The 18,825-nt window shown below is 65.1% G+C and carries 18 protein-coding genes; 12 read left to right on the forward strand and 6 right to left on the reverse strand.

The window, feature by feature from the left end; translation table 11 throughout:
- Positions 1 to 32: 32 nt before the first annotated feature.
- Together FBZ93_RS09495 and FBZ93_RS09500 are read left to right on the forward strand one after the other, a co-directional pair.
- Positions 33 to 1,250 (forward strand): GGDEF domain-containing protein, encoded by a 1,218-nt coding sequence (locus tag FBZ93_RS09495; RefSeq protein WP_146985651.1) that lies wholly within the window; start codon positions 33 to 35, stop codon positions 1,248 to 1,250.
- Between the two features lie 44 nt (positions 1,251 to 1,294).
- Entirely contained in the window at positions 1,295 to 1,531 is a 237-nt protein-coding gene (locus tag FBZ93_RS09500) for a hypothetical protein (RefSeq protein ID WP_146986007.1), read from the forward strand.
- Between the two features lie 125 nt (positions 1,532 to 1,656).
- Here FBZ93_RS09500 and FBZ93_RS09505 read toward each other — a convergent pair whose 3' ends face one another.
- Entirely contained in the window at positions 1,657 to 2,808 is a 1,152-nt protein-coding gene (locus tag FBZ93_RS09505) for an AI-2E family transporter (RefSeq protein ID WP_146985652.1), read from the reverse strand.
- 260 nt (positions 2,809 to 3,068) lie between these two features.
- Between FBZ93_RS09505 and FBZ93_RS09510 the strand changes: the two genes are divergently transcribed.
- From FBZ93_RS09510 to FBZ93_RS09530, 5 genes are all read left to right on the forward strand, one after another.
- Positions 3,069 to 3,839, forward strand: coding sequence for a gamma-glutamyl-gamma-aminobutyrate hydrolase family protein (locus tag FBZ93_RS09510; RefSeq protein ID WP_050627340.1), 771 nt, complete (start codon positions 3,069 to 3,071; stop codon positions 3,837 to 3,839).
- A 480-nt stretch (positions 3,840 to 4,319) separates the two neighbouring features.
- Positions 4,320 to 6,590, forward strand: coding sequence for a PAS domain S-box protein (locus FBZ93_RS09515; RefSeq protein ID WP_246667423.1), 2,271 nt, complete (start codon positions 4,320 to 4,322; stop codon positions 6,588 to 6,590).
- Positions 6,591 to 6,682: 92 nt separating this feature from the next.
- Entirely contained in the window at positions 6,683 to 7,333 is a 651-nt protein-coding gene (locus tag FBZ93_RS09520) for a glutathione S-transferase family protein (protein WP_146985654.1), read from the forward strand.
- Between the two features lie 128 nt (positions 7,334 to 7,461).
- Positions 7,462 to 8,520, forward strand: a complete 1,059-nt coding sequence (locus tag FBZ93_RS09525; protein WP_246667424.1) for a dipeptidase — start codon at positions 7,462 to 7,464, stop codon at positions 8,518 to 8,520.
- Between the two features lie 152 nt (positions 8,521 to 8,672).
- On the forward strand, positions 8,673 to 9,740 hold the full coding sequence (locus tag FBZ93_RS09530) for an ABC transporter substrate-binding protein (protein WP_146985656.1): 1,068 nt from the start codon (positions 8,673 to 8,675) through the stop codon (positions 9,738 to 9,740).
- A 221-nt stretch (positions 9,741 to 9,961) separates the two neighbouring features.
- Here FBZ93_RS09530 and FBZ93_RS09535 read toward each other — a convergent pair whose 3' ends face one another.
- Complete coding sequence (locus FBZ93_RS09535) at positions 9,962 to 11,191, reverse strand: ABC transporter substrate-binding protein (protein WP_146985657.1); 1,230 nt, start codon at positions 11,189 to 11,191, stop codon at positions 9,962 to 9,964.
- A 186-nt stretch (positions 11,192 to 11,377) separates the two neighbouring features.
- The gene (locus FBZ93_RS09540) at positions 11,378 to 12,355 is read right to left on the reverse strand and encodes a GlxA family transcriptional regulator (protein ID WP_146985658.1); all 978 of its coding nucleotides are present in this window, start codon (positions 12,353 to 12,355) and stop codon (positions 11,378 to 11,380) included.
- Between the two features lie 152 nt (positions 12,356 to 12,507).
- Here FBZ93_RS09540 and FBZ93_RS09545 point away from each other — a divergent pair, with 152 nt between their 5' ends.
- Positions 12,508 to 12,771, forward strand: a complete 264-nt coding sequence (locus FBZ93_RS09545; RefSeq protein WP_146985659.1) for a tautomerase family protein — start codon at positions 12,508 to 12,510, stop codon at positions 12,769 to 12,771.
- Between the two features lie 178 nt (positions 12,772 to 12,949).
- On the opposite strand, the gene glnA is transcribed toward FBZ93_RS09545, so the two are convergent.
- Together glnA and FBZ93_RS09555 are read right to left on the reverse strand one after the other, a co-directional pair.
- A complete protein-coding gene (gene glnA, locus FBZ93_RS09550) occupies positions 12,950 to 14,359 on the reverse strand; it encodes a type I glutamate--ammonia ligase (protein ID WP_074127279.1) in 1,410 nt (469 codons plus the stop codon).
- A 150-nt stretch (positions 14,360 to 14,509) separates the two neighbouring features.
- The gene (locus FBZ93_RS09555) at positions 14,510 to 14,848 is read right to left on the reverse strand and encodes a P-II family nitrogen regulator (protein WP_011441447.1); all 339 of its coding nucleotides are present in this window, start codon (positions 14,846 to 14,848) and stop codon (positions 14,510 to 14,512) included.
- Between the two features lie 354 nt (positions 14,849 to 15,202).
- Here FBZ93_RS09555 and FBZ93_RS09560 point away from each other — a divergent pair, with 354 nt between their 5' ends.
- From FBZ93_RS09560 to FBZ93_RS09575, 4 genes are all read left to right on the forward strand, one after another.
- Positions 15,203 to 16,702: an NAD(P)H-hydrate dehydratase gene (locus FBZ93_RS09560; protein ID WP_146985660.1), complete on the forward strand. Its 1,500-nt coding sequence runs from the start codon at positions 15,203 to 15,205 to the stop codon at positions 16,700 to 16,702.
- Positions 16,692 to 16,874: a hypothetical protein gene (locus tag FBZ93_RS41915; RefSeq protein WP_146985661.1), complete on the forward strand. Its 183-nt coding sequence runs from the start codon at positions 16,692 to 16,694 to the stop codon at positions 16,872 to 16,874. Before FBZ93_RS09560 ends, FBZ93_RS41915 begins: the two co-directional genes overlap by 11 nt.
- Positions 16,871 to 17,143 carry a GNAT family N-acetyltransferase gene (locus FBZ93_RS41920; protein WP_146985662.1) on the forward strand — a complete coding sequence of 91 codons (273 nt, stop codon included), beginning with the start codon at positions 16,871 to 16,873 and terminating at the stop codon, positions 17,141 to 17,143. Before FBZ93_RS41915 ends, FBZ93_RS41920 begins: the two co-directional genes overlap by 4 nt.
- A 99-nt stretch (positions 17,144 to 17,242) precedes the next feature.
- Positions 17,243 to 17,797 (forward strand): flavin reductase family protein, encoded by a 555-nt coding sequence (locus FBZ93_RS09575; protein ID WP_146985663.1) that lies wholly within the window; start codon positions 17,243 to 17,245, stop codon positions 17,795 to 17,797.
- A 9-nt stretch (positions 17,798 to 17,806) separates the two neighbouring features.
- On the opposite strand, the gene FBZ93_RS09580 is transcribed toward FBZ93_RS09575, so the two are convergent.
- Positions 17,807 to 18,706, reverse strand: a complete 900-nt coding sequence (locus FBZ93_RS09580) for a LysR family transcriptional regulator (protein WP_146985664.1) — start codon at positions 18,704 to 18,706, stop codon at positions 17,807 to 17,809.
- Positions 18,707 to 18,825 lie beyond the last annotated feature (119 nt).

Genomic DNA, 18,825 nt, shown 5'->3' on the forward strand with positions numbered 1-18,825 from the left:
GAACGTTGCATCACACCGGGCTGGGGTGACTTATGTCGTTCGATCCATCGACGCTTTATCTGTTCGCCACCATGGTCGCGGGCATGCTCGGCGCCATGCTCTGGTTATTTGGCAGGCAGGAGAAAATTCCCGCGCTGAAATGGTGGGGCACCGCCTATCTGCTCGGCGCCGCCTCCGTCGCGCTCTGGACGGTCGGCGGCTCGACGCTCGATCCGCTCGTCTTGCTGGGTCTCAACGCCATCGGCTTCGCTGCCTGCGGCATGGTCTGGAATGCTTCGCGCATCTTCCACGGCCGCAAGGCCAATCTGCCGGGCCTCGTGCTCGGCCCGGTCGCATGGATCGGCGCGGTGACGACGGTCGAGGATCCTGCGATGCGCCTGACGATCGGCGCGGGGATCGTTGCGGTCTACGCCGCGCTGACCGCCTCCGAACTCTGGAGCGAGCGCCGTCGCGCGATGCAACGGCGCTGGATCGCAATGGTCATCCCGGTCGCCCATGGCTGCGTCCTGATGCTCCCGATCCTGGTCGGCGACCTGATGCGGCTAAACGGCCAGAACTTCGTCAGCAACTTCTGGGTGACGCTGTTCTCGATCGAGCTCGTACTGTATGCGATCGGCACGGTGTTCGTGATTTTCATGATGGTGTCGGACCGTGCGGTGGCGGTGCACAAGACCGCTGCCTCGATCGATCCCCTGAGCGGCATGCTCAACCGCCGCGGCTTCTCCGAAGCCTGCGCGCGCGTGATCGAGCGCGAAGCTGATGGCGGCCGGCCGGTCACGGTGATGATCTTCGACATCGATCACTTCAAGTCGATCAACGACCGCTTCGGTCATCCCGCAGGCGACGAGATCCTGAAACTGTTCTCCGCCGTGGTGGTCAACAATCTCAGGATCAGCGATCTGTCCGGCCGGATCGGCGGCGAGGAATTCGCGGCGCTGCTGCCGTGCTCGCTGGAGGAGGGCGTGCTGGTGGCCGAGCGCGTGCGCGAGGCGTTCGAGAACAGCAACATCACCTGCGAGGAAGGCGCGGTCGACACCACGGTCAGCATCGGCGTCGCCGGCGGACCCGCCGGGACCGAGCTCGAGGTGCTGCTGGCCGCGGCCGACACCGCGCTGTACCAGGCAAAGCGCGGCGGTCGCAACCGCGTCGAGGCGGCCGAGGAATTGCCGCTCTCGCTGGAGAATTGGCGGCGCAAGACCGCGGGCCTGCCGGCATCGGCGCGGCAAAAGCCTGTCAACGCCGGCGCATGAGTGCGGTAACGACTGGTTAACCATTCGATCCCATGCTTTCGGGCATGGAGTCGATCCGCAGCCGCAATCCGCAGTCAGCCCTGATGTCGCTCGAAGCCGACGCGGTTTCGGCGCGCAGCGGCTTCGCCTGCCTGTTCTCGGACTCCGATGAGTACGAGACCGCGTTGATCGCCGAACGGCGCGCGCAAGGGCGATACGAGCAGCCGAAGCGCCACTGGCCGATCGCGCTGCTGCTCGGCGTGATGCTGATTGTCCTGGGGACGGCGCTGCTGTTCTCCTGAGCCACCGTCGTCATTGCGACGAAGCACTCCATGCTCCCGCGTATGCCGCGCGATGCTTCGCGTCGCTCGCAATGACGGGGATGGAGCATGGATACGCAGTCCATCATCGTCATCCCGGGGCGAGATCAGGCTGCTTTCGCGGCCGCCTGGTCCTCCGCCTTGAAGTGATCGATCATCACCTTGGCGATCGCCATCAGCGGCAGCGCCAGCGCCAGCCCCCAGATGCCGAACACGACGCCGAGCAGGATCTGGAATGCGAACAGCGTTGCCGGCGGGATGTCGAGCGCCTGGCGCTGGATGATCGGGGTCAGCACGTAGCTTTCCAGGGCGTGGACGCCGAGGAACAGGATGAAGGCCGACAGCGCCGCGATCCACCCGGTCGCGAGGCTCGCCAGCACCACGATCAGTCCGCCGAGGATCGCGCCGACCGTCGGGATGAAGGCGAGCAGGCCGGCCTGGATGCCGAGGATGAACGAGCTCGGAATGCCGATGATGGCAAGCCCGATCCAGGTGACGAGGAATACCGCGGCCATCGTGATGATCTGCGCGATCAGCCAGCGCTCCAGCGTCTCGCCGATGCGGTCGACGATGACAGTCGCCTGCGCGCGGTATTTGGCCGGCGCGATGAACAGCAGTCCGGCGCGGTAGATGCTCGGCTGGGCTGCGAAAGCGAGCCCGAGGAACAGCACGATGAAGAAATTGCCGACAACGCTGACGGTGCCGAGCAGCACCTTCAGGGTCTGACTGATGATGGCGCCGCCGCTGGAGGCCAGCGCGCCGGCGCCGGGGATGCCATGGGATTGTGATGTTGCGGGCGTCGTCGTTGTCGTCGTGGTGGTCGGCACCGCTGTGCCTTCCGGCTTGGCTTCGCCGGCGGCATTGGTGAAATCGAGATAGCTGGTATCGACACCGTGCTGCTCGAGGAACTCCTTGACGCTGCCGAGCTGCGATTTGATCGTGTTGCTCAGCACCGTGGCCTGCTGTGCGATGGTGGTGCCGCCGAGGAACACGATGCCGGACAATAGTCCCGCCAGCGCCAGGCAGACGATGGCAAGCCGCAACGCATGCGGCAGCCCGGTCAGCCGGCCGAGCAGGGTGGTCATTGCGTTGAGGCCGACGCCGAGCAGCATGCCCGAGAACAGCAGGAACAAGGTCGCCGCGAATTGCCAGGCGAACAGCAGCAGGGCGGCGAACAGCACGATGCCGATGCCGCCGACGGCGATCGCCCACGCCATGTCGTTGCGGGCCTCCAGGCGATTGTCAGCCGGGTCTGTCACGGGTGATTCCCCCTTCGCGACGGTCTCCGAGCAGTCTTTGGCGAAAATCCCGCCGGGATCAAGCTGGCGGGACCGTGCCGGTTTGCCGCTGACGCGCCGGAGGGCGCCCGGCCGGATTGGGAGGCTCCGGGGGAGCTAATCTGTGCAGGACTGCAAGCCCCCCTGTGCAGAACTAGGCAGTTGATCCCCGGGGAACTCGAAGGCATGATCGTCTCCGCAACGTCGCAAACTTAGAAGAATCATTGCGCGAGACTTCAATAATGAGACGGCCCGTGGTCGGCGTGATCGGAAACGCCCATCGCATCGAAAATCGTTTCACGGTCCAGATGGTCGGAGAGCGCAACCTTCGCGCGGTTGCCGAGGTGTCGGGCGCCGTGCCCCTGATGTTCGCAGGCAGCCCCGAGATCACCGAGGTCGGCGCATTGCTCGACGTGGTCGACGGCGTCGTACTGACCGGGGCCCGCGCCAACGTTCATCCGACCCGCTTCAACACCGAACCCTGTGCCGCGCACGAGCCCTATGACATCCACCGCGACGATGTCGCGCTGGCGCTGTCGGAGGCCTGCGTCGCGCGCGGCGTGCCGATCTTCGGCATCTGCCGCGGCCTGCAGGAGATGAATGTCGCGTTCGGCGGCTCGCTGCATCCGGAGATCCGCGAGATTCCGGGCCGCATGAATCACCGGATGCCGCGGCTGGAGAACGGCGAGATCCATCCTGATCCGACCGTGGTGTTCGCCGACCGTCACGACGTTGCCCTGACGCCGGGCGGCGCGTTCGCGAAAATCCTCGGCCGCGAGACCATTCGCGTCAATTCGCTGCACGGCCAGGGCATCCTTGAGCCCGGCAAGCGCGTCGTGATCGAAGGCATCGCCGAGGACGGCACCATCGAGGCGATCCGCATCGCTGATGCCACCGGCTTTGCGCTCGGCGTGCAATGGCATGCCGAATACGACCCGCAGCGCAACCCGATCAATCGCGCCCTGTTCGAGGCCTTCGGCGACGCGCTGCGCGAGCGGCGCCGGGCGGCGTAGGGGGCTCCACGCGGCCCTGTCGTCCCTGCGAAAGCAGGGACCCATACGCCGCGGCGCCTCTTGCGAACGGGACTCGTTGTTCCACCATCTTGCGACTAGCAGCGTCGGTGGTTATGGGTCCCTGCTTTCGCAGGGACGACACTGAGTTTGTTTCGCCGTCGCTGGTCAAGCATCCGCAACATGAACTCCCGACTTGTTGTCTTCCGTTCCGCCGCTCTGCGAACAGAGGGGCTGGGAAAGCCGGGTCCCGATCACACCCATGGGCCCGCGCCCTCGAGTCAGCTGTCCTCCGTACTTATACGGATACGAAAGTGGCGGATTGCGGCGCCGGACTCGGCTAAGCAACTGGGTGCAAGCCACCCGATATTGCCCCGGCGCTGACAATACCTTTCCTGCTCCTGTTTTCCTTTTCCATTTTCCGGTGCAGCTGCTCACGATGAGTTGGTCGGGATGAATTTGTCGGGCCGTTTGGCGGTCGGGATGATGCTTCCCGTCGTCACACTCCTGGTCACACTGGGCTTCATCCATGGCGTCACCTGGCCGGGCATGGCGCTCGCCGGCGGCGCGGTTGCGGTGGTGTTGATGACTGCTGAGCTGATTGCGAGATCGCTGTCCAGGACGCCGGCCCAGTTGGTGCGGGCGGCGGAAGCGCTGTCGCGCGGCCAGCAGGTTCCCACGCCAGGCGGCAACGACGAGACCGCGCAGCTCGCCGCGACGCTTGCCGAGCTGTCGGCGCAATTGGGCAGCAGGCAACACCTGCTGGAGAAGACCGTCGAGAGCATCCGCGATCCGGTGGTGGTTGCCGACGAGCACGCGATGATCGTGATCGTCAACGCAGCGGCGCGGCGGCTGTACGGTGTCGAGCCCGGTTTCGACACGCTGACAGGCGTTCGCACCTTCCAGAACTATTATGCCGACGGTACGACCGAGATGCCGATCGCGGACACGCCGATGGCGCGTGCGCTGCGCGGCGAGAACATCGACGATTTCGAACTGATCGTGAAACCTCTGCCGCCGCAGCCGGCTGTCTACCTCGTCGTCAATGCGCGGCCGCTGCGCGACGATGCCGGCAATTTGCGCGGCGCTGTTATCGTGCTGCACGATGTCACCGCGCAGCGTCAGGCGCATCAGGCGCTGGTGGAAAGCGAGCAGATGGCGCAGGCCATCGTCAGGACCGCGCTCGACGCCTTCGTGCAGACCGACCAGGACGGCATCGTCCTCGACTGGAGCCCGCAGGCCGAGACGTTGACCGGCTGGACGCGGTCCGAGGCGGTCGGTTGTCGCGTCGTCGAACTGGTGTTTCCGGAGGAGCTTCGCGTCGCGCACCGGCAGCGCATCACCCGCTTCCTGCAGGAGGCCGCGGGCGGCGGCATGGGCATGCGCTACGAGACCGCGTCCGTGCATCGCGACGGCCACCGCTTCCAGGTCGAGGTGTCGCTCAATGCGCTGCGCCGCGGCGATGGCTGGATCATCAATTCCTTTGTCCGGGACGTCACCCAGCGCCGCATCGCCGAGGAGCAATTGATCCAGGCGCAGAAGACGGAATCGCTCGGGCGGTTGACCGGCGGCATCGCGCACGACTTCAACAACATGCTGACGGTGATCACCGGCACGGTCGAGATCCTTGCCGACGGGGTCAAGGACAACCCGCAGCTCGCCGCCATCGCCAAGCTGATCAGCGACGCCGCCGATCGCGGCGCGCAGCTCACCTCGAGCCTCCTGGCCTTCGCGCGCAAGCAGCCGCTGCAGCCCGCCGAGACCGACGTCAACGACCTGATCGGCGAAGTGGTCCGCCTGTTGTCGCAGACGCTGGGGTCGCAGACCGAGATCAGGACGGAACTTAACCGCAGCGCCTGGCTCGCCTTTGTCGACCGCGGCCAGCTCGGCGCTGCGCTGGTCAATCTCGCCATCAATGCGCGCGATGCGATGCCTGAAGGCGGTACGCTGACGTTTGCGACCCGCAACGTCCAGCTCGGCATTCCCGACGCCGTGGCGCACGGCGTCGAGCGCGCCGGCGACCATCTCGTGATCGAGGTCGCCGACACCGGCACCGGAATTTCGCCGTCGCATCTGGAGAAGATCTTCGATCCGTTCTTCTCCACCAAGGAGGTCGGGCAAGGCACCGGGCTCGGGCTCAGCATGGTGTTCGGCTTCGTCAAGCAGAGCGGCGGCGGGATCGAGGTCAGGAGCGAGCAGGGCAGCGGCACCGTCTTCAGGATCTATCTGCCCAAGGCAGATGGCACCGCGCAGCGCGCGGCCGAGGAGGACGATCAGCCGGTCAGGGGCGGCGACGAAACCGTCCTGTGCGTCGAGGACGACCCCACGATCCGCGACTACGTCACAGGCCAGCTCGAAAGCCTCGGCTACAAGGTGCTGGTCGCGGCAAACGCAGACGCTGCGCTCGAGATCGTCAACCGCGGCACCGCATTCGATCTCCTGTTCACCGACATCGTGATGCCCGGCAGCATGAACGGCCGGCAATTGGCCGATACGCTGATGGCCGGGCGGCCGGCGCTGCGGGTGCTGTTCACCTCAGGCTACAGCGACGGCGCGTTGCCGGCACAACAGGGGCGGGGCGGCCACGGCATTCCGCTGCTGACCAAGCCCTATCGGCGCAGCGAACTGGCGCGGACGCTGCGGCGCTGCCTTGATCTTCAGGTCGACTTCCAGGGCGATCCGGTTCCGCAGCCGTACTCCGTGCAGCCCGATCTCGAACGCTTCCTGCGCGAGAACCCGCCGGAAAAGAGCTAGGATGGCGACGCGCTGACAAGCGCGAGCGGGCGCGGTGAACATCGCGCACCGGGATCCACAACCAGCTGCGAGTTCGCCGGGGAGAAGCCTGCATGACCATCACGATCACCGCCTTTGAGCGGTCGCCCGACGGCGGCAAGGGACTGGCGCGGGATACGCGGGTTCGGTGGGCGCTTGAAGAGGTGGGGCAACCCTACAACGTTCGCCTGGTTTCGTTTGCTGCGATGAAGGAGCCGGCGCATCTGGCGCTTCACCCGTTTGGCCAGATACCGACCTATCAAGAGGGTGATCTCGCTCTGTTCGAGACGGGGGCGATCGTGCTCCACCTCGCCGAGCGCCATGTTGGCTTGCTGCCCGACGACGCCAATGCCCGGGCGCGCGCGATCGCATGGATGTTTGCTGCGCTCAACACGGTGGAACCGCCGATCCTCGAGTTCGCGACCGCGAGGCTGTTCGAGCGCGACAAGCCGTGGCACGAGGCGCGCCTGCCGCTGGTCGATGACCGGGTCCGGCAGCGGCTGGACCAGCTGTCGGATCGACTGGGCGATGCAGATTGGCTCGACGGTGCGTTCAGCGCGGGCGATCTGATGATGGTGTCGGTGCTGCTGCGCTTGAAGCCGTCAGGCATGCTCGACGGACATCCGAAGCTTGCGGCCTACGTCGCTCGCGGCGAAGCGCGGCCCGCTTACAAGCGGGCTTTCGCGGCTCAGCTGGCGGTCAATAGTCCGCCAGTCGCTGGCTGACTGAACCGGTCCGTAGGATGGGTAGAGCGCAGCGAAACCCATCAACCAGCCATCCGCGAGGCGAGATGATGGGTATCGCTTCGCTCCACCCATCCTACTTGGCGCAAGTCGGGCGAGAGGAATGCACCGTGCAGGACCACACCAAGATCGCGATCTTCGATGGCCACAATGACGCGGCTCAGCACCTCACCGAATATCGGGAAGGCGGTCGGGACTTTCTCGTGCGTTCCGAGGAGGGCCACCTCGATCTGCCGCGCGCCCGGGAAGGCGGCATGGTTGGCGGCCTGTTCGCGATGTACGCCAAGGCGGAGCATCCGCGACAGGGCGATTTCACGCGAACCGCCGACGGCTACGAGGTGCGCCTTGCCGAGCCGCTCGATGCGGCCTATGCGCGCCGCACCATCGATGCCCAGCTGAGCGCGCTGGAGGCCATGGTGGCCCGCGCCGACGGAAAGATCCGACGGGCAACGACCGTGGATGAGATCGAGGCGGCGCGCCGGGACGCGGTGTTTTCGATCGTGCTGGACCTCGAGGGCGCCGAAGCGATCGACGCCGATCTGGACGGGCTGGCGAGGCTCTATGCCCGCGGCCTGCGTTCGCTCGGCCCGGTCTGGAGCCGGCCCAACATCTTCGGCCATGGCGTGCCGTTCGCCTATCCGCGCTCCCCGGACACCGGGCCCGGTCTGACGGACGCCGGGAAGGCGCTGGTGCGGGCCTGCAATGAACTCGGAATCATGGTCGATGCAGCCCACCTCAACGAGCGCGGCTTCTGGGATCTCGTGGCACTCAGCACGGCTCCGATCGTGGTCACCCACGCCTGCGCGCATGCGATCTGCCCCGCGACCCGCAACCTGACCGACCGGCAGCTCGACGCCGTCAAAGCATCCGGCGGCGTCGTGGGCTTCAATTTCAGTGTGTCCGAGGTGCGGCCGGATGGGCACAGCGATCCCGACGCGCCGATCGAGGCGGTCGCCAACCATCTCGGCTACCTGGTCGAGCGGATGGGGGAGGATCACGTGGCGCTGGGATCCGACTTCGACGGTGCGGTGATGCCGCGTCCGCTCAGGGATGCAAGCCAACTCCAGAGCCTGATCCAGGCGTTGCGCGGGCGCGGGTTCGATGAGGCCAAGTTGCGAAAAATAGCCTTTGACAATTGGATGCGCGTATTCCGTCAAAGTTGGCGATGATCAAGTCTTTAGGATGGGTAGAGCGAAGCGAAACCCATCAACCAGCCATCCGCGCGGTGAGATGATGGGTTTCGCTTCGCTCTACCCATCCTACGCGCTATGCTCCCGCAACAAAGCGCGGCCGGTCAACGGCCCGATTCAGGGAGCGTGGAATGCAGGACCGCAAATGGTCGAGACGCGACTGGCTCAAGGTGACTGCGGCCACCGCTGCCGGCATGGTGTTCGCCGAACCGTTGCGGGCGGCGCCGCCGCCGGCCGAGGCCGTGACGCCGGAGCTGATCGCGGCGGCCAAGAAGGAAGGCAAGATCTCGTTCTACAGCGCGCTGGAGCTGAACACGGCCGAGCGCCTCGCGCGCGACTTCGAGCAGAAATATCCCGGGATCAGCGTCCGCGTCGAGCGCTCCGGCGCCGAGCGGATCTTCCAGCGCATCGCCCAGGAGCAGGGCAGCGGCATCCACGCCGTCGACGTCGCCAACTCCACCGATCCCGCGCATTATCTCGACTGGAAGAAGAACGACTGGCTCGCGGCCTACATGCCGGAAGACGTCGCAAAACATTTTCCGGCCGACCAGATCGATCCCGACGGCACCTCGGCGACATCCTGCGCCTGGTTCGAGGTGATCGGTTACAACACCGAGCAGGTGAAGCGTGAGGAGGCGCCGAAGAGCTACGCCGATCTGCTCGATCCCCGGTGGCGCGGCAAGATCGTCAAGGCGCACCCGAGCTACTCCGGCGCGATCCTGACCGCGACCTTCGTGCTGGCGCGCGACCTCGGCTGGCCCTATCTGGAAAAGCTGTCGCAGCAGCGGGTGATGCAGGTGCAGTCGGCCGCCGATCCGCCGAAAAAGATCCTGCTCGGCGAGCGCGCCGTCATGGCCGACGGCAACGACTACAACCTGGTGCTGGCCAAGGATCAGGGCAAGCCGGTCGAGGTGGTCTATCCGGCCGAGGGCGCGCCGCTGATCATCGTGCCGAGCGGCATCTTCAAGAGCGCGCCGAACCCGAACGCGGCGCGGCTGTTCCAGAGCTACTTCTTCAACGCGGCAACCCAGCAGATGCTGGCCGACGAGTTCGCGCACCGCTCGTTTCACGCCGGAGTGAAGGAGAAGGCCGGGCACGTGCCGCTCGACAAGGTGAAGATGCTCAAGGCCGATCCGGCCCAGGTGCAGGCACAGAGCGAGGAGATCAAGGCGCGCTACGCGAAGCTGTTCCGGGTGTGAGTGGCCTGTCCTTGCCGCGGGGAATTTTCGCTTTGACGCAGCCCTTTCCACGTCATTGCGAGCGAAGCGAGGCAATCCATCTCTTTGCGTACGCGGATGCATGGATTGCTTCGTCGCGGAGTTTATCATCGGGCCGGCCAAAGGCCGGACCCGTTGGCTCCTCGCAATGACGGCGATAGTGCTCGGACCACCCACGCAGCGCAGCGAGTGGCCGCAGCCGGCTACCCTCCCACTTCCGCGCTGAGCATGGGTCCGAACAGTTCCCATCTCTCGCCCTTGAGCCGTCTGAGCTGCATCTGCTTGATCGGCGCGAAATCGATCGGGCTGGTGTTCATCGTGATTCCCGGCAGCAGGTTGTTGGTCCGGAAGGCCTTCAGGTTGGCGGCCTGTTTCATCACATTCGCGCGCGTGAGATCGTCGCCGCACTGCTTCAGCACCTGAACCAGCGTCTGGGCCGAATTGTAGCCTGTCATCACCAGGCTGTCGGCCCGGTTGCCTTCGGGGAAATATTTGGCGAGATATTCGTCGAACGCCTTCATGCCGGGGTCGTCCTTCCATTGCGGATCGAGCGGATCCATCAGGTAGGCCACCGAAATGATGCCTTGGGCGTTCTCGAAGCCGGCCGGCTGGATCACGGCGCCGATCGAGGAGCCGACCGAATTGAGAATGTGCAACGGCTTCCAGCCGATCTCGGCCGTCTTCTTGATGGCCTGTGCCGCGAATTTCGGCGTGGCAATGTCGACGAATACATCGGCATTCATCGATTTCATCTTGACGATATGCGTGTCGATGGTCGGCTCGGCGACCTCGTACGCATCCTCGGTCACGATCATCGACGCCGCCTTGTCACCGAGGCCGTCCTTCAGGCCCTTGAGGTAGTCCTTTCCATAATCGTCGTTCTGGTAGAGCACGGCGATCCTGCCGTTCGGCTTTTCCTTCAGGATGTGCTTGGCGTAGATCCGGCCCTCGGCCTGATAGCTGGGCTGCCAGCCCATGGTCCACGGAAAGTTCTGCGGATCATTCCACTTGGTCGCGCCGGTCTGGATGAACAGCTGCGGCACCTTCTTCGTGTTCATGTATTTCTGAATGGCGCCGTTGGATGCGGTGCCGAGGGCGGCGAAGATCAGCAGGACCTCGTCGCTTTCGACGAGCCTACGCGCCTGCTCGACCGTTTTCGGCGGACTGTAGCTGTCGTCGTAGGAGATGAAGTTGATCCTGCGGCCGTTGATTCCTCCCTCGGCATTGACCTTGCGGAAGTAGGCCGCCTGGGCCCGGCCGCTGGTGCCGTAGGCCGATGCCGGCCCGCTGTAGGGCATGATGTTGCCGATCTTGATTTCAGTATCGCTTGCACCGGTGTCGTATGTCTTCTGGGCAGATGCGCCGCCTGCGCCGGCGGCGAGGATGATGATGGCGGTCGAAAGCGCCGCCATTCGTCGTGCGACGAAAGACATCTCGTTTCTCCCAAAATGCAAAACTGAATGTGTCTGTTTTGTCGAAGGCCGCTTCCGGGTCCTTGTTGGCAGTGAACACCCGGCTCCGGATATTGTCGATTCCGAAGCACAGGCTCACGCGCCGGTTCGCACCACTTCATTGGGTTCGTCAGTACTGCTGACCGTAGTCTTGCGGGATTGCCGCGATTACGCCGCACGCATTGATCGCTGCGCGCGGTAGGCCTGCGGCGATGTCAGCGTGAGCTTGCGGAAGGCTTTGCGAAAGCTGCTCTCGTCCTCGTAGCCGGTGGCGCGGGCGATGGCCTTGATCGGTTGCGCCGTGGTCTCCAGCAGCGTGCGGGCGTACTCGACGCGGCGTCGCGTGATGAAGGCCTGCGGCGGCTCGTGGGTCAATTCGCGGAAACGGCGGTTCAGCGTGCGTTCGCTCAGGCCCAGCGCCTGCGCGAGGCCGCGCACCGTGATCGGCGCCTTGCCGGTGCGGCGCACCAGCATGTCCGCCTTGATCAGCAGCGGGTCCTGGGCGAGCATGTAGCCGAGCGGCATGAAGATCGCCTGCGTGCGCTGCGCGGTGTCGATCACGGCATAGTCGGCGCAGACCTTTGCGACCTCCGGACCCTCGACCAGCTCGATCAGCCGCAGCAGCAGGTCGACCCATGACATCGGCCCGGCGGCGCAGACCAGCCGGTCGGCCTGCGTGATGACGGCGTCGCTGGCGAGGTCGATCCTGGGATGGCGACGGCGCAACTCGCTCTGCAGCCACCAGGTGATGGTGGCGCGGCGACCATCGAGCAGGCCGGCATTGGCGAGCAGCAGCACGCCGCTGCAGAAGGCGCCGATCAGGCGGCCGCTGGCATGTTGCTGGCGCAGCCAGGCGCCGGCACGGTCATATTGCGGCTGCAGGCGTTCGGCGGTGAGATGATCGACCAGGCTGCCCGGCACGATGATCGCGTCGAAGGCGGTCCGCTTGCTGACGGCACCATCGACGGCAAGCAGCTTGCCGCCGCCGGCGCGCACCGCCTTGCCGTCGAGCGAGAGCGTCTGCCAGCTGAAGCGCGCCTTGCCGCCCCGCAACTGCATCACATGGTTGCCGAGCGTGAGGATGTCGGCGATGCCGGCGACCGCCGATTGCATGCAGCCTTCCAGCGCGAGGATCGCGAGCTTCATGGGACCTCCAGGCGTTGCCGTCATCTTACCCGATCGGCGCGATCAGGCCATGGCGGATATTGCCCGATCTCTGTCTGATCGGCCACTGCCTGATTGGGCCATGCAGGTCCATCTTCGTTGCGCTGTCACAACCTCAGCAATGGAGAGAGACCATGCCTTACGTCACCATTTCCACCGTCCGCGGCATCTTCGATGTCGCCCAGAAGAAGGCGCTGCTGGAGCGCGTCACCGATCTCATGGTCGAGGTCGAGGGGCAGGGCGACCCGGACTTCCGCCGCAACGTCTGGGTCAAGATCGAGGAGGGCGAGCCGGCGAGCTGGTCGCTCGGCGGCATGATGCCGACGCCTGACATGATCGCGGGCAAGTTCGGCGCGCTCGATTCCGGCGGCCGGCGGGTTGCCAAGGCGAAGGTGTAAGCGACGAAGAGGCGCTTTCACTACATCGTCATTGCGAGCGAAGCGAAGCAATCCATCTCTCCGCATGCGCGGACGCATGGATCGCTTCGTCGCTTCGCTCCTCGCAATGACGGATACCTCAAAAAACAAAAGGCGCTTCCATCGGAAGCGCCTTTCGCATGCGTTCAGTGCTGCAAACTTACAGCGAGTAGTACATCTCGAACTCGACCGGGTGCGGGGTCATTTCGAAACGGGCGACCTCGGTCATCTTCAGCTCGATATAGGCGTCGATGAAGTCGTCGTCGAACACGCCGCCGTTCTTGAGGAACGCGCGATCCTTGTCGAGGCTCTCGAGCGCTTCGCGCAAGCTGCCGCAGACGGTCGGGATCTGCTTCAGCTCTTCCTTCGGCAGGTCGTAGAGGTCCTTGTCCATCGCCGGGCCCGGATCGATCTTGTTCTTGATGCCGTCGAGGCCGGCCATCAGCATTGCGGCGAAGCCGAGATAGGGATTGGCCATCGGGTCGGGGAAACGCACCTCGACGCGCTTGGCCTTCGGGTTCGCGGTGTAGGGGATGCGGCAGGCCGCCGAACGGTTGCGCGCGGAGTAGGCGAGCAGCACCGGGGCCTCATAGCCCGGGACCAGACGCTTGTAGGAGTTGGTCGACGGGTTGGTGAAGGCGTTGATCGCCTTGGCGTGCTTGATGACACCGCCGATGTAGTGCAGGCAGGTCTCCGACAGGTCGGCATACTTGTTGCCGGCGAAGGTCGGCTTGCCTTCCTTCCAGATCGACTGGTGGACGTGCATGCCCGAGCCGTTGTCGCCGTAGACCGGCTTCGGCATGAAGGTGGCGGTCTTGCCGTAGATGTGCGCGACCTGGTGGATGCAGTATTTGTAGATCTGCATATGGTCGGCCATCAGCGTCAGCGTGTCGAACTTCATGCCGAGCTCGTGCTGCGCCGAAGCGACTTCATGGTGGTGCTTCTCGACCTTGACGCCCATCTTGGCCATTGCGCCGAGCATCTCGGAGCGCATGTCCTGCACCGAGTCCTGCGGCGGCACCGGGAAGTAGCCGGCCTTGGTGCGGATGCGGTGGCCGAGGTTGCCGCCTTCATATTCGGTCGACGAGTTGATCGGCAGCTCGGAGGAGTCGAGGCGGAAGCCGGTGTTGTAGGGGTCGGCCGAATAGCGCACGTCGTCGAACACGAAGAACTCGGCCTCGGGGCCGACGAACACGGTGTCGCCCACGCCCATCGACTTCACCATCGCCTCGGCCTTCTTGGCGATGCCGCGTGGGTCGCGGTTGTAGGGCTCGCCGGTGGTCGGCTCGAGCACGTCGCAGGTGATGACCATGGTGGTCTCGGCGAAGAACGGGTCGATCGTCGCGGTGACCGGGTCGGGCATCAGGCACATGTCGGATTCATTGATCGCCTTCCAGCCGGCGATCGACGAGCCGTCGAACATCGTGCCCTCGGCGAAGATGTCGTCGTCGATCATGCTGACGTCGAAGGTAACGTGCTGCCACTTGCCGCGCGGATCGGTGAAGCGCAGGTCGACGTATTTGACGTCGTTGTCCTTGATCGATTTCAGGACGTCTTTGGCGGTCTTCATGAATACCCCTTATGGATGTGCGGGTGTGTTTCCGGCGGTGGGCGACGTTATTCCCGCTTTTGGCGGGTTCGTGTGACTACTCAAACGAAATCAGGCTGCCGAAGCAGCCTTTTTTCTCTTTTGCGTCAGAAATTCCGGATAGCACCGCCCTTAAATAGCGTCCAGCCCGGATTCGCCGGTCCGGATGCGGATGGCTTCCTCGATGTTGGAGACGAAGATCTTGCCGTCGCCGATCCGGCCGGTCTGGGCGGCGCGGCGGATCGCGTCGATCGCCTTCTCGACCAGGTCGTCGCCGATCACGATCTCGATCTTCACCTTGGGCAGGAAGTCGACGATGTATTCCGCACCGCGATAAAGCTCGGCATGGCCCTTCTGGCGGCCAAATCCCTTGGCCTCGGTCACGGTGATGCCTTGCAGTCCGACTTCCTGGAGCGCTTCTTTCACCTCGTCGAGCTTGAAGGGCTTGATGATGGCTTCAATCTTCTTCACTGAGCGCCTCCCGGGCATTGCAGATTGCAGGGTCGAGTTCGATGCGCGTGGGGCGCAGTCTGGTTGGTCTTAAACCTTCCGGCCAGTGGCCGGAAACACGCGCAATGGTCGCATCGAGCGGCCTTGTACGCGGCTTCCTCAAAAGCAGGGTCTATGCCAAGTTGTTAAGGTCCCCGATTTCGGAATGTTATCAGCCTTTTAACAGGCAGTCGGCTGATATCGATCCACATGGGCTATGATATCCAAGCCTAACAAATAGGCAAATAGATCAATCCATATGCAGTCGGCCAGTAGAAACCCCGCGAACGTCACAGGAATTGCCTCTCGAAAAGGCGAAGCGATTGAGGATTCGGCATGGACGTTCTGACCACCACCGAGATGGAGCGCGCCGACCGGCTGACCATCGCAGCCGGCACGCCGGGCTTCGCGCTGATGATGAGCGCGGGCCAGGCCGTCGCGGAAGCGGCGATGGACCTGGTCGAGGAGGGGCCGATCGTCGTGGTCGCCGGCCGCGGCAACAATGGCGGCGATGGCTTTGTCGCCGCCGCCGAGCTCGCCGCGCGCGGCCGTGAGGTCTCGGTGATCCTGCTCTGCGAGCGCGACAGCCTGCAGGGCGACGCCGCGCTGGCGGCGAAGGGCTGGAAATATCCCGTGCTGCCGTTCAATCCGCAGGCGCTCGGCAAGCCGGCGCTGATCATAGACGCGCTGTTCGGTGCCGGGCTCAACCGCCCGGTGAAGGGCGATCCGCTGGATATGATCGCGGCTGTTAATGCCAACGGTACGCCGGTGCTGGCGGTCGACCTGCCGAGCGGCATCAACGGCACCACGAGTGCTGTCATGGGCGCGGCCGTGCAGGCGACCGAGACCGTCACGTTCTTTCGCAAGAAGCCCGCGCATCTGCTGCTGCCGGGCCGGATGTATTGCGGCCGGGTCCGCGTCGCCGATATCGGCATCGATGCGCAGGTGCTCGACGAGATCAAGCCGCTGACCGCGGAGAACGTGCCGCAGGCCTGGCGCTGGTCGTTTCCGGTGCCGCGGATCGATGGCCACAAATATGCGAGGGGGCATGCCGTCGTGGTCTCGGGCGATCTCGCCTCGACCGGGGCGGCGCGGCTCGCCGCGCGGGCAGCGCTGCGCGCCGGCGCCGGCCTCGTGACGCTGGCCTCGCCGCGCGATGCGCTTGCCGTCAACGCAGCGGCGCTGACCGCGGTGATGGTGCACGCGGTCGATAACCCGATCCAGTTCGCCGAACTGCTCGACGACAAGCGCCTCAATGCATGCGTGATCGGCCCCGGCGCGGGCGTCAGCGCACGCACCCGCGACTTCGTTCACACCGCGCTCACTGCGCAGCGACACCTCGTGCTCGATGCCGATGCGCTGACCAGCTTTGCGGGCACGCCGGACCGGCTGTTCGAGGCGATCAAGGCGAGCGACGGGCTCGGGGTGGTGCTGACCCCGCATGAGGGCGAGTTTCCGCGGCTGTTCAGCGACATCTCCAACAAGCATCCCGGCCGCTCCAAGCTCGAACGCGTGCGCGCGGCGGCCGAGCGCTCCGGCGCGGTGGTGCTGCTGAAGGGCGCCGATACGGTGATCGCATCTCCGGATGGCCGCGCCACCGTCGCCGCCAACGCGCCGCCGTGGCTAGCCACCGCCGGCGCCGGCGACGTGCTGTCAGGCATCATCGCGGGCTTCCTGGCGCAGGGCGTCGCGGCCTTCGAGGCGGCCAGCATCGGCGTGTGGCTGCACGGCGAAGGCGCCAGCGAGGCGGGGCCCGGCCTGATCGCCGAGGATCTGACCGAGGTGCTGCCGGCCGTGTTCCGCCGTCTCTACGACGAGTTCGGCATTGAATATTAGGCGGCTCGCGCTCGCCGACACGGACGCCGCGGCGCACGTGCATCGTGCGGCGTTCGATCACGCGCTGCCCTGGCTCGCCGGCCTGCACACGCCGGACGAAGACCGCTGGTTCTACCGCGAGCGGATGTTTCCGGCCTGCACGCTGTGGGCGCGTTCGACGGCGAGGCAATGAGCGGCGTCATTGCGTTCCAGGACGACTGGATCGAGCAGCTCTACGCGCAGCCGGCCGCGCAGGGGCGCGGAATCGGCGGCGCGCTGCTCGCGATCGCGCAGCAGGGCGCGGACCAGCTGCAACTGTGGACCTTCCAGCGCAATGCGCGGGCCCGCCGCTTCTACGAGGCGCGCGGCTTTGTGCCCGTCGAGGAAACCGACGGGAGCCGCAACGAGGAGAAGGAGCCGGATGTCCGCTATCTCTGGACGCGCGCGGCCGGCGGGCATTGATCGGGTGAGCTGAACAACTGGTTAGATATTTGCGTTTCTGCGATCGGTCCGGCTGGCCTATAGGATCGGCTTCGTCGTCACCGAGCGTGGAACCGTCAGATGAACGCACCGAGCAACCTGCTTTCTTCAGCCTCGCGAGCCGCCGCGCCGCCTTGCGCGGGCGTCGACCCTGCGTCCTATCGCGCGGCCATGCGCCATCATGCCGGCGCCGTGACGATCCTGACCGCGGGCGGGCCGGGCGACCGGACCGGGATGACCGCGACATCGGTCTGCTCGCTGTCGGACACGCCGCCGCGGCTGATCGCCTGCGTCAACCGCTCGGCGAGCGCGCATGGGTTGATCCGGCGCACGGCCGCGTTCGGCGTCAACATGCTGAGCGTCGACCATGCGGAACTGGCAAACGTGTTCGCGGGCCGCCGCGGCATCGAGCGGGACGATCGTTTCAGCGACGGCGATGGCTGGCTGTCGCTTGCAACGGGCGCGCCGATCCTGAAGGCCGCGCTGATCGGTCTCGATTGCGAACTGATCGACGAGCATGCGCATGACACGCATTCGATCTTCGTTGGCGCGGTCCGCGCGATGCATCTGCGTGAGGGCGAGGCGCCGCTGATCTATTTCGGCGGCGCATTCCGCGCGCTCGCTCCGGTGGGATGAATGCAGCGCTTAGGGGCGCGGCTTGAGGAACTTGTGAACCACTGACGTCAGCGCGCTCGCGGCCGGCGAGAATGATTGTCCGCGCAGCGAGACGATGCAGACGGTGCGCTCCAGCGTCGGATTGACGATCGGCAGCGCCTGCATCGTTTTCCTGACCGGTCGCGGCAGGGCGACCTTGGGCAGGATTCCGACGCCGAGGCCGGCGCCGGCCAGCGCGGCCAGCGTATAGCTGTGCTCGACCTCGAACTTGATTTTCATTTGCAGGTTGCGCACCGCGAGCGCGCGCTCCAGCATCGAGCGCAACGCCGCGGATTTGGAATTGAGCAGGATCGGGTAGGCGGACAATTCGGTGAGGTCGACCGCGCTGCGCTTGCGAAACGGAAACGCTCTCGTTGCCAGCGCATAGATCGGATCGTTGAACAGCGGCGCAAACTGAAACTCGGTCGAACCCTCCATCTCCGGGCCGATGCCGAAATCGGCCTCGCGGCGGCGCAGGCAGTCCAGCATATCTTCGGCCGCAAGTTCGCGCAGATTGATGTTGATGCCGGGATAGCTCGCCTGGAAGGCATGCAGCGCCTGCGGCAGGATGGTCGCGGCAATGGTCGGCACACAGGCGAGCGACAGCGTGCCGCGCTGGATGTCGATCACCTCTCGGATCTCGCGCAAGCCGTTCTCCCATTCACCGAGCGCGCGCCGCGCATGGGTCAACAGTTGCAGCCCCTCGGCGGTCAGCTCGACGCGCCGCGTGGTGCGGTGGAACAGGGCGGCGCCGACCTGGTCTTCCAGGAGCTTGATCTGCATGCTGACCGCGGATTGCGAGCGATTGAGCTGCTCGGAGGCCTGACGAAAGCTTTTGTTTTCGGCAACCGCGATGAACATGTGCAGCAGCTTGAAATTGATCTGCGACATCGATTGGCCTCTTGCGGTGATCCGCCGATTAATCAGAATAGCTGAACAGTTCTTAAGATAATCTCGTTAGAAAGATCAGTGTCGGACATCTAGCATGTTTGCGTTGGCCGCGGGAGACG

The sequence above is a fragment of the Bradyrhizobium macuxiense genome (assembly GCF_007993935.1).
GTDB lineage: Bacteria > Pseudomonadota > Alphaproteobacteria > Rhizobiales > Xanthobacteraceae > Bradyrhizobium > Bradyrhizobium macuxiense_A.

Excerpts from the sequence above, each read along its gene's own strand:
- FBZ93_RS09495 (WP_146985651.1), top strand. The coding sequence starts at position 33 with ATGTCGTTCGATCCATCGACGCTTTATCTGTTCGCCACCATGGTCGCG.
- FBZ93_RS09500 (WP_146986007.1), top strand. The coding sequence starts at position 1,295 with ATGGAGTCGATCCGCAGCCGCAATCCGCAGTCAGCCCTGATGTCGCTC.
- FBZ93_RS09510 (WP_050627340.1), top strand. The coding sequence starts at position 3,069 with ATGAGACGGCCCGTGGTCGGCGTGATCGGAAACGCCCATCGCATCGAA.
- FBZ93_RS09515 (WP_246667423.1), top strand. The coding sequence starts at position 4,320 with ATGATGCTTCCCGTCGTCACACTCCTGGTCACACTGGGCTTCATCCAT.
- FBZ93_RS09520 (WP_146985654.1), top strand. The coding sequence starts at position 6,683 with ATGACCATCACGATCACCGCCTTTGAGCGGTCGCCCGACGGCGGCAAG.
- FBZ93_RS09530 (WP_146985656.1), top strand. The coding sequence starts at position 8,673 with ATGCAGGACCGCAAATGGTCGAGACGCGACTGGCTCAAGGTGACTGCG.
- FBZ93_RS09535 (WP_146985657.1), bottom strand. The coding sequence starts at position 11,191 with ATGTCTTTCGTCGCACGACGAATGGCGGCGCTTTCGACCGCCATCATC.
- FBZ93_RS09540 (WP_146985658.1), bottom strand. The coding sequence starts at position 12,355 with ATGAAGCTCGCGATCCTCGCGCTGGAAGGCTGCATGCAATCGGCGGTC.
- FBZ93_RS09545 (WP_146985659.1), top strand. The coding sequence starts at position 12,508 with ATGCCTTACGTCACCATTTCCACCGTCCGCGGCATCTTCGATGTCGCC.
- glnA (WP_074127279.1), bottom strand. The coding sequence starts at position 14,359 with ATGAAGACCGCCAAAGACGTCCTGAAATCGATCAAGGACAACGACGTC.
- FBZ93_RS09560 (WP_146985660.1), top strand. The coding sequence starts at position 15,203 with ATGGACGTTCTGACCACCACCGAGATGGAGCGCGCCGACCGGCTGACC.
- FBZ93_RS41920 (WP_146985662.1), top strand. The coding sequence starts at position 16,871 with ATGAGCGGCGTCATTGCGTTCCAGGACGACTGGATCGAGCAGCTCTAC.
- FBZ93_RS09575 (WP_146985663.1), top strand. The coding sequence starts at position 17,243 with ATGAACGCACCGAGCAACCTGCTTTCTTCAGCCTCGCGAGCCGCCGCG.
- FBZ93_RS09580 (WP_146985664.1), bottom strand. The coding sequence starts at position 18,706 with ATGTCGCAGATCAATTTCAAGCTGCTGCACATGTTCATCGCGGTTGCC.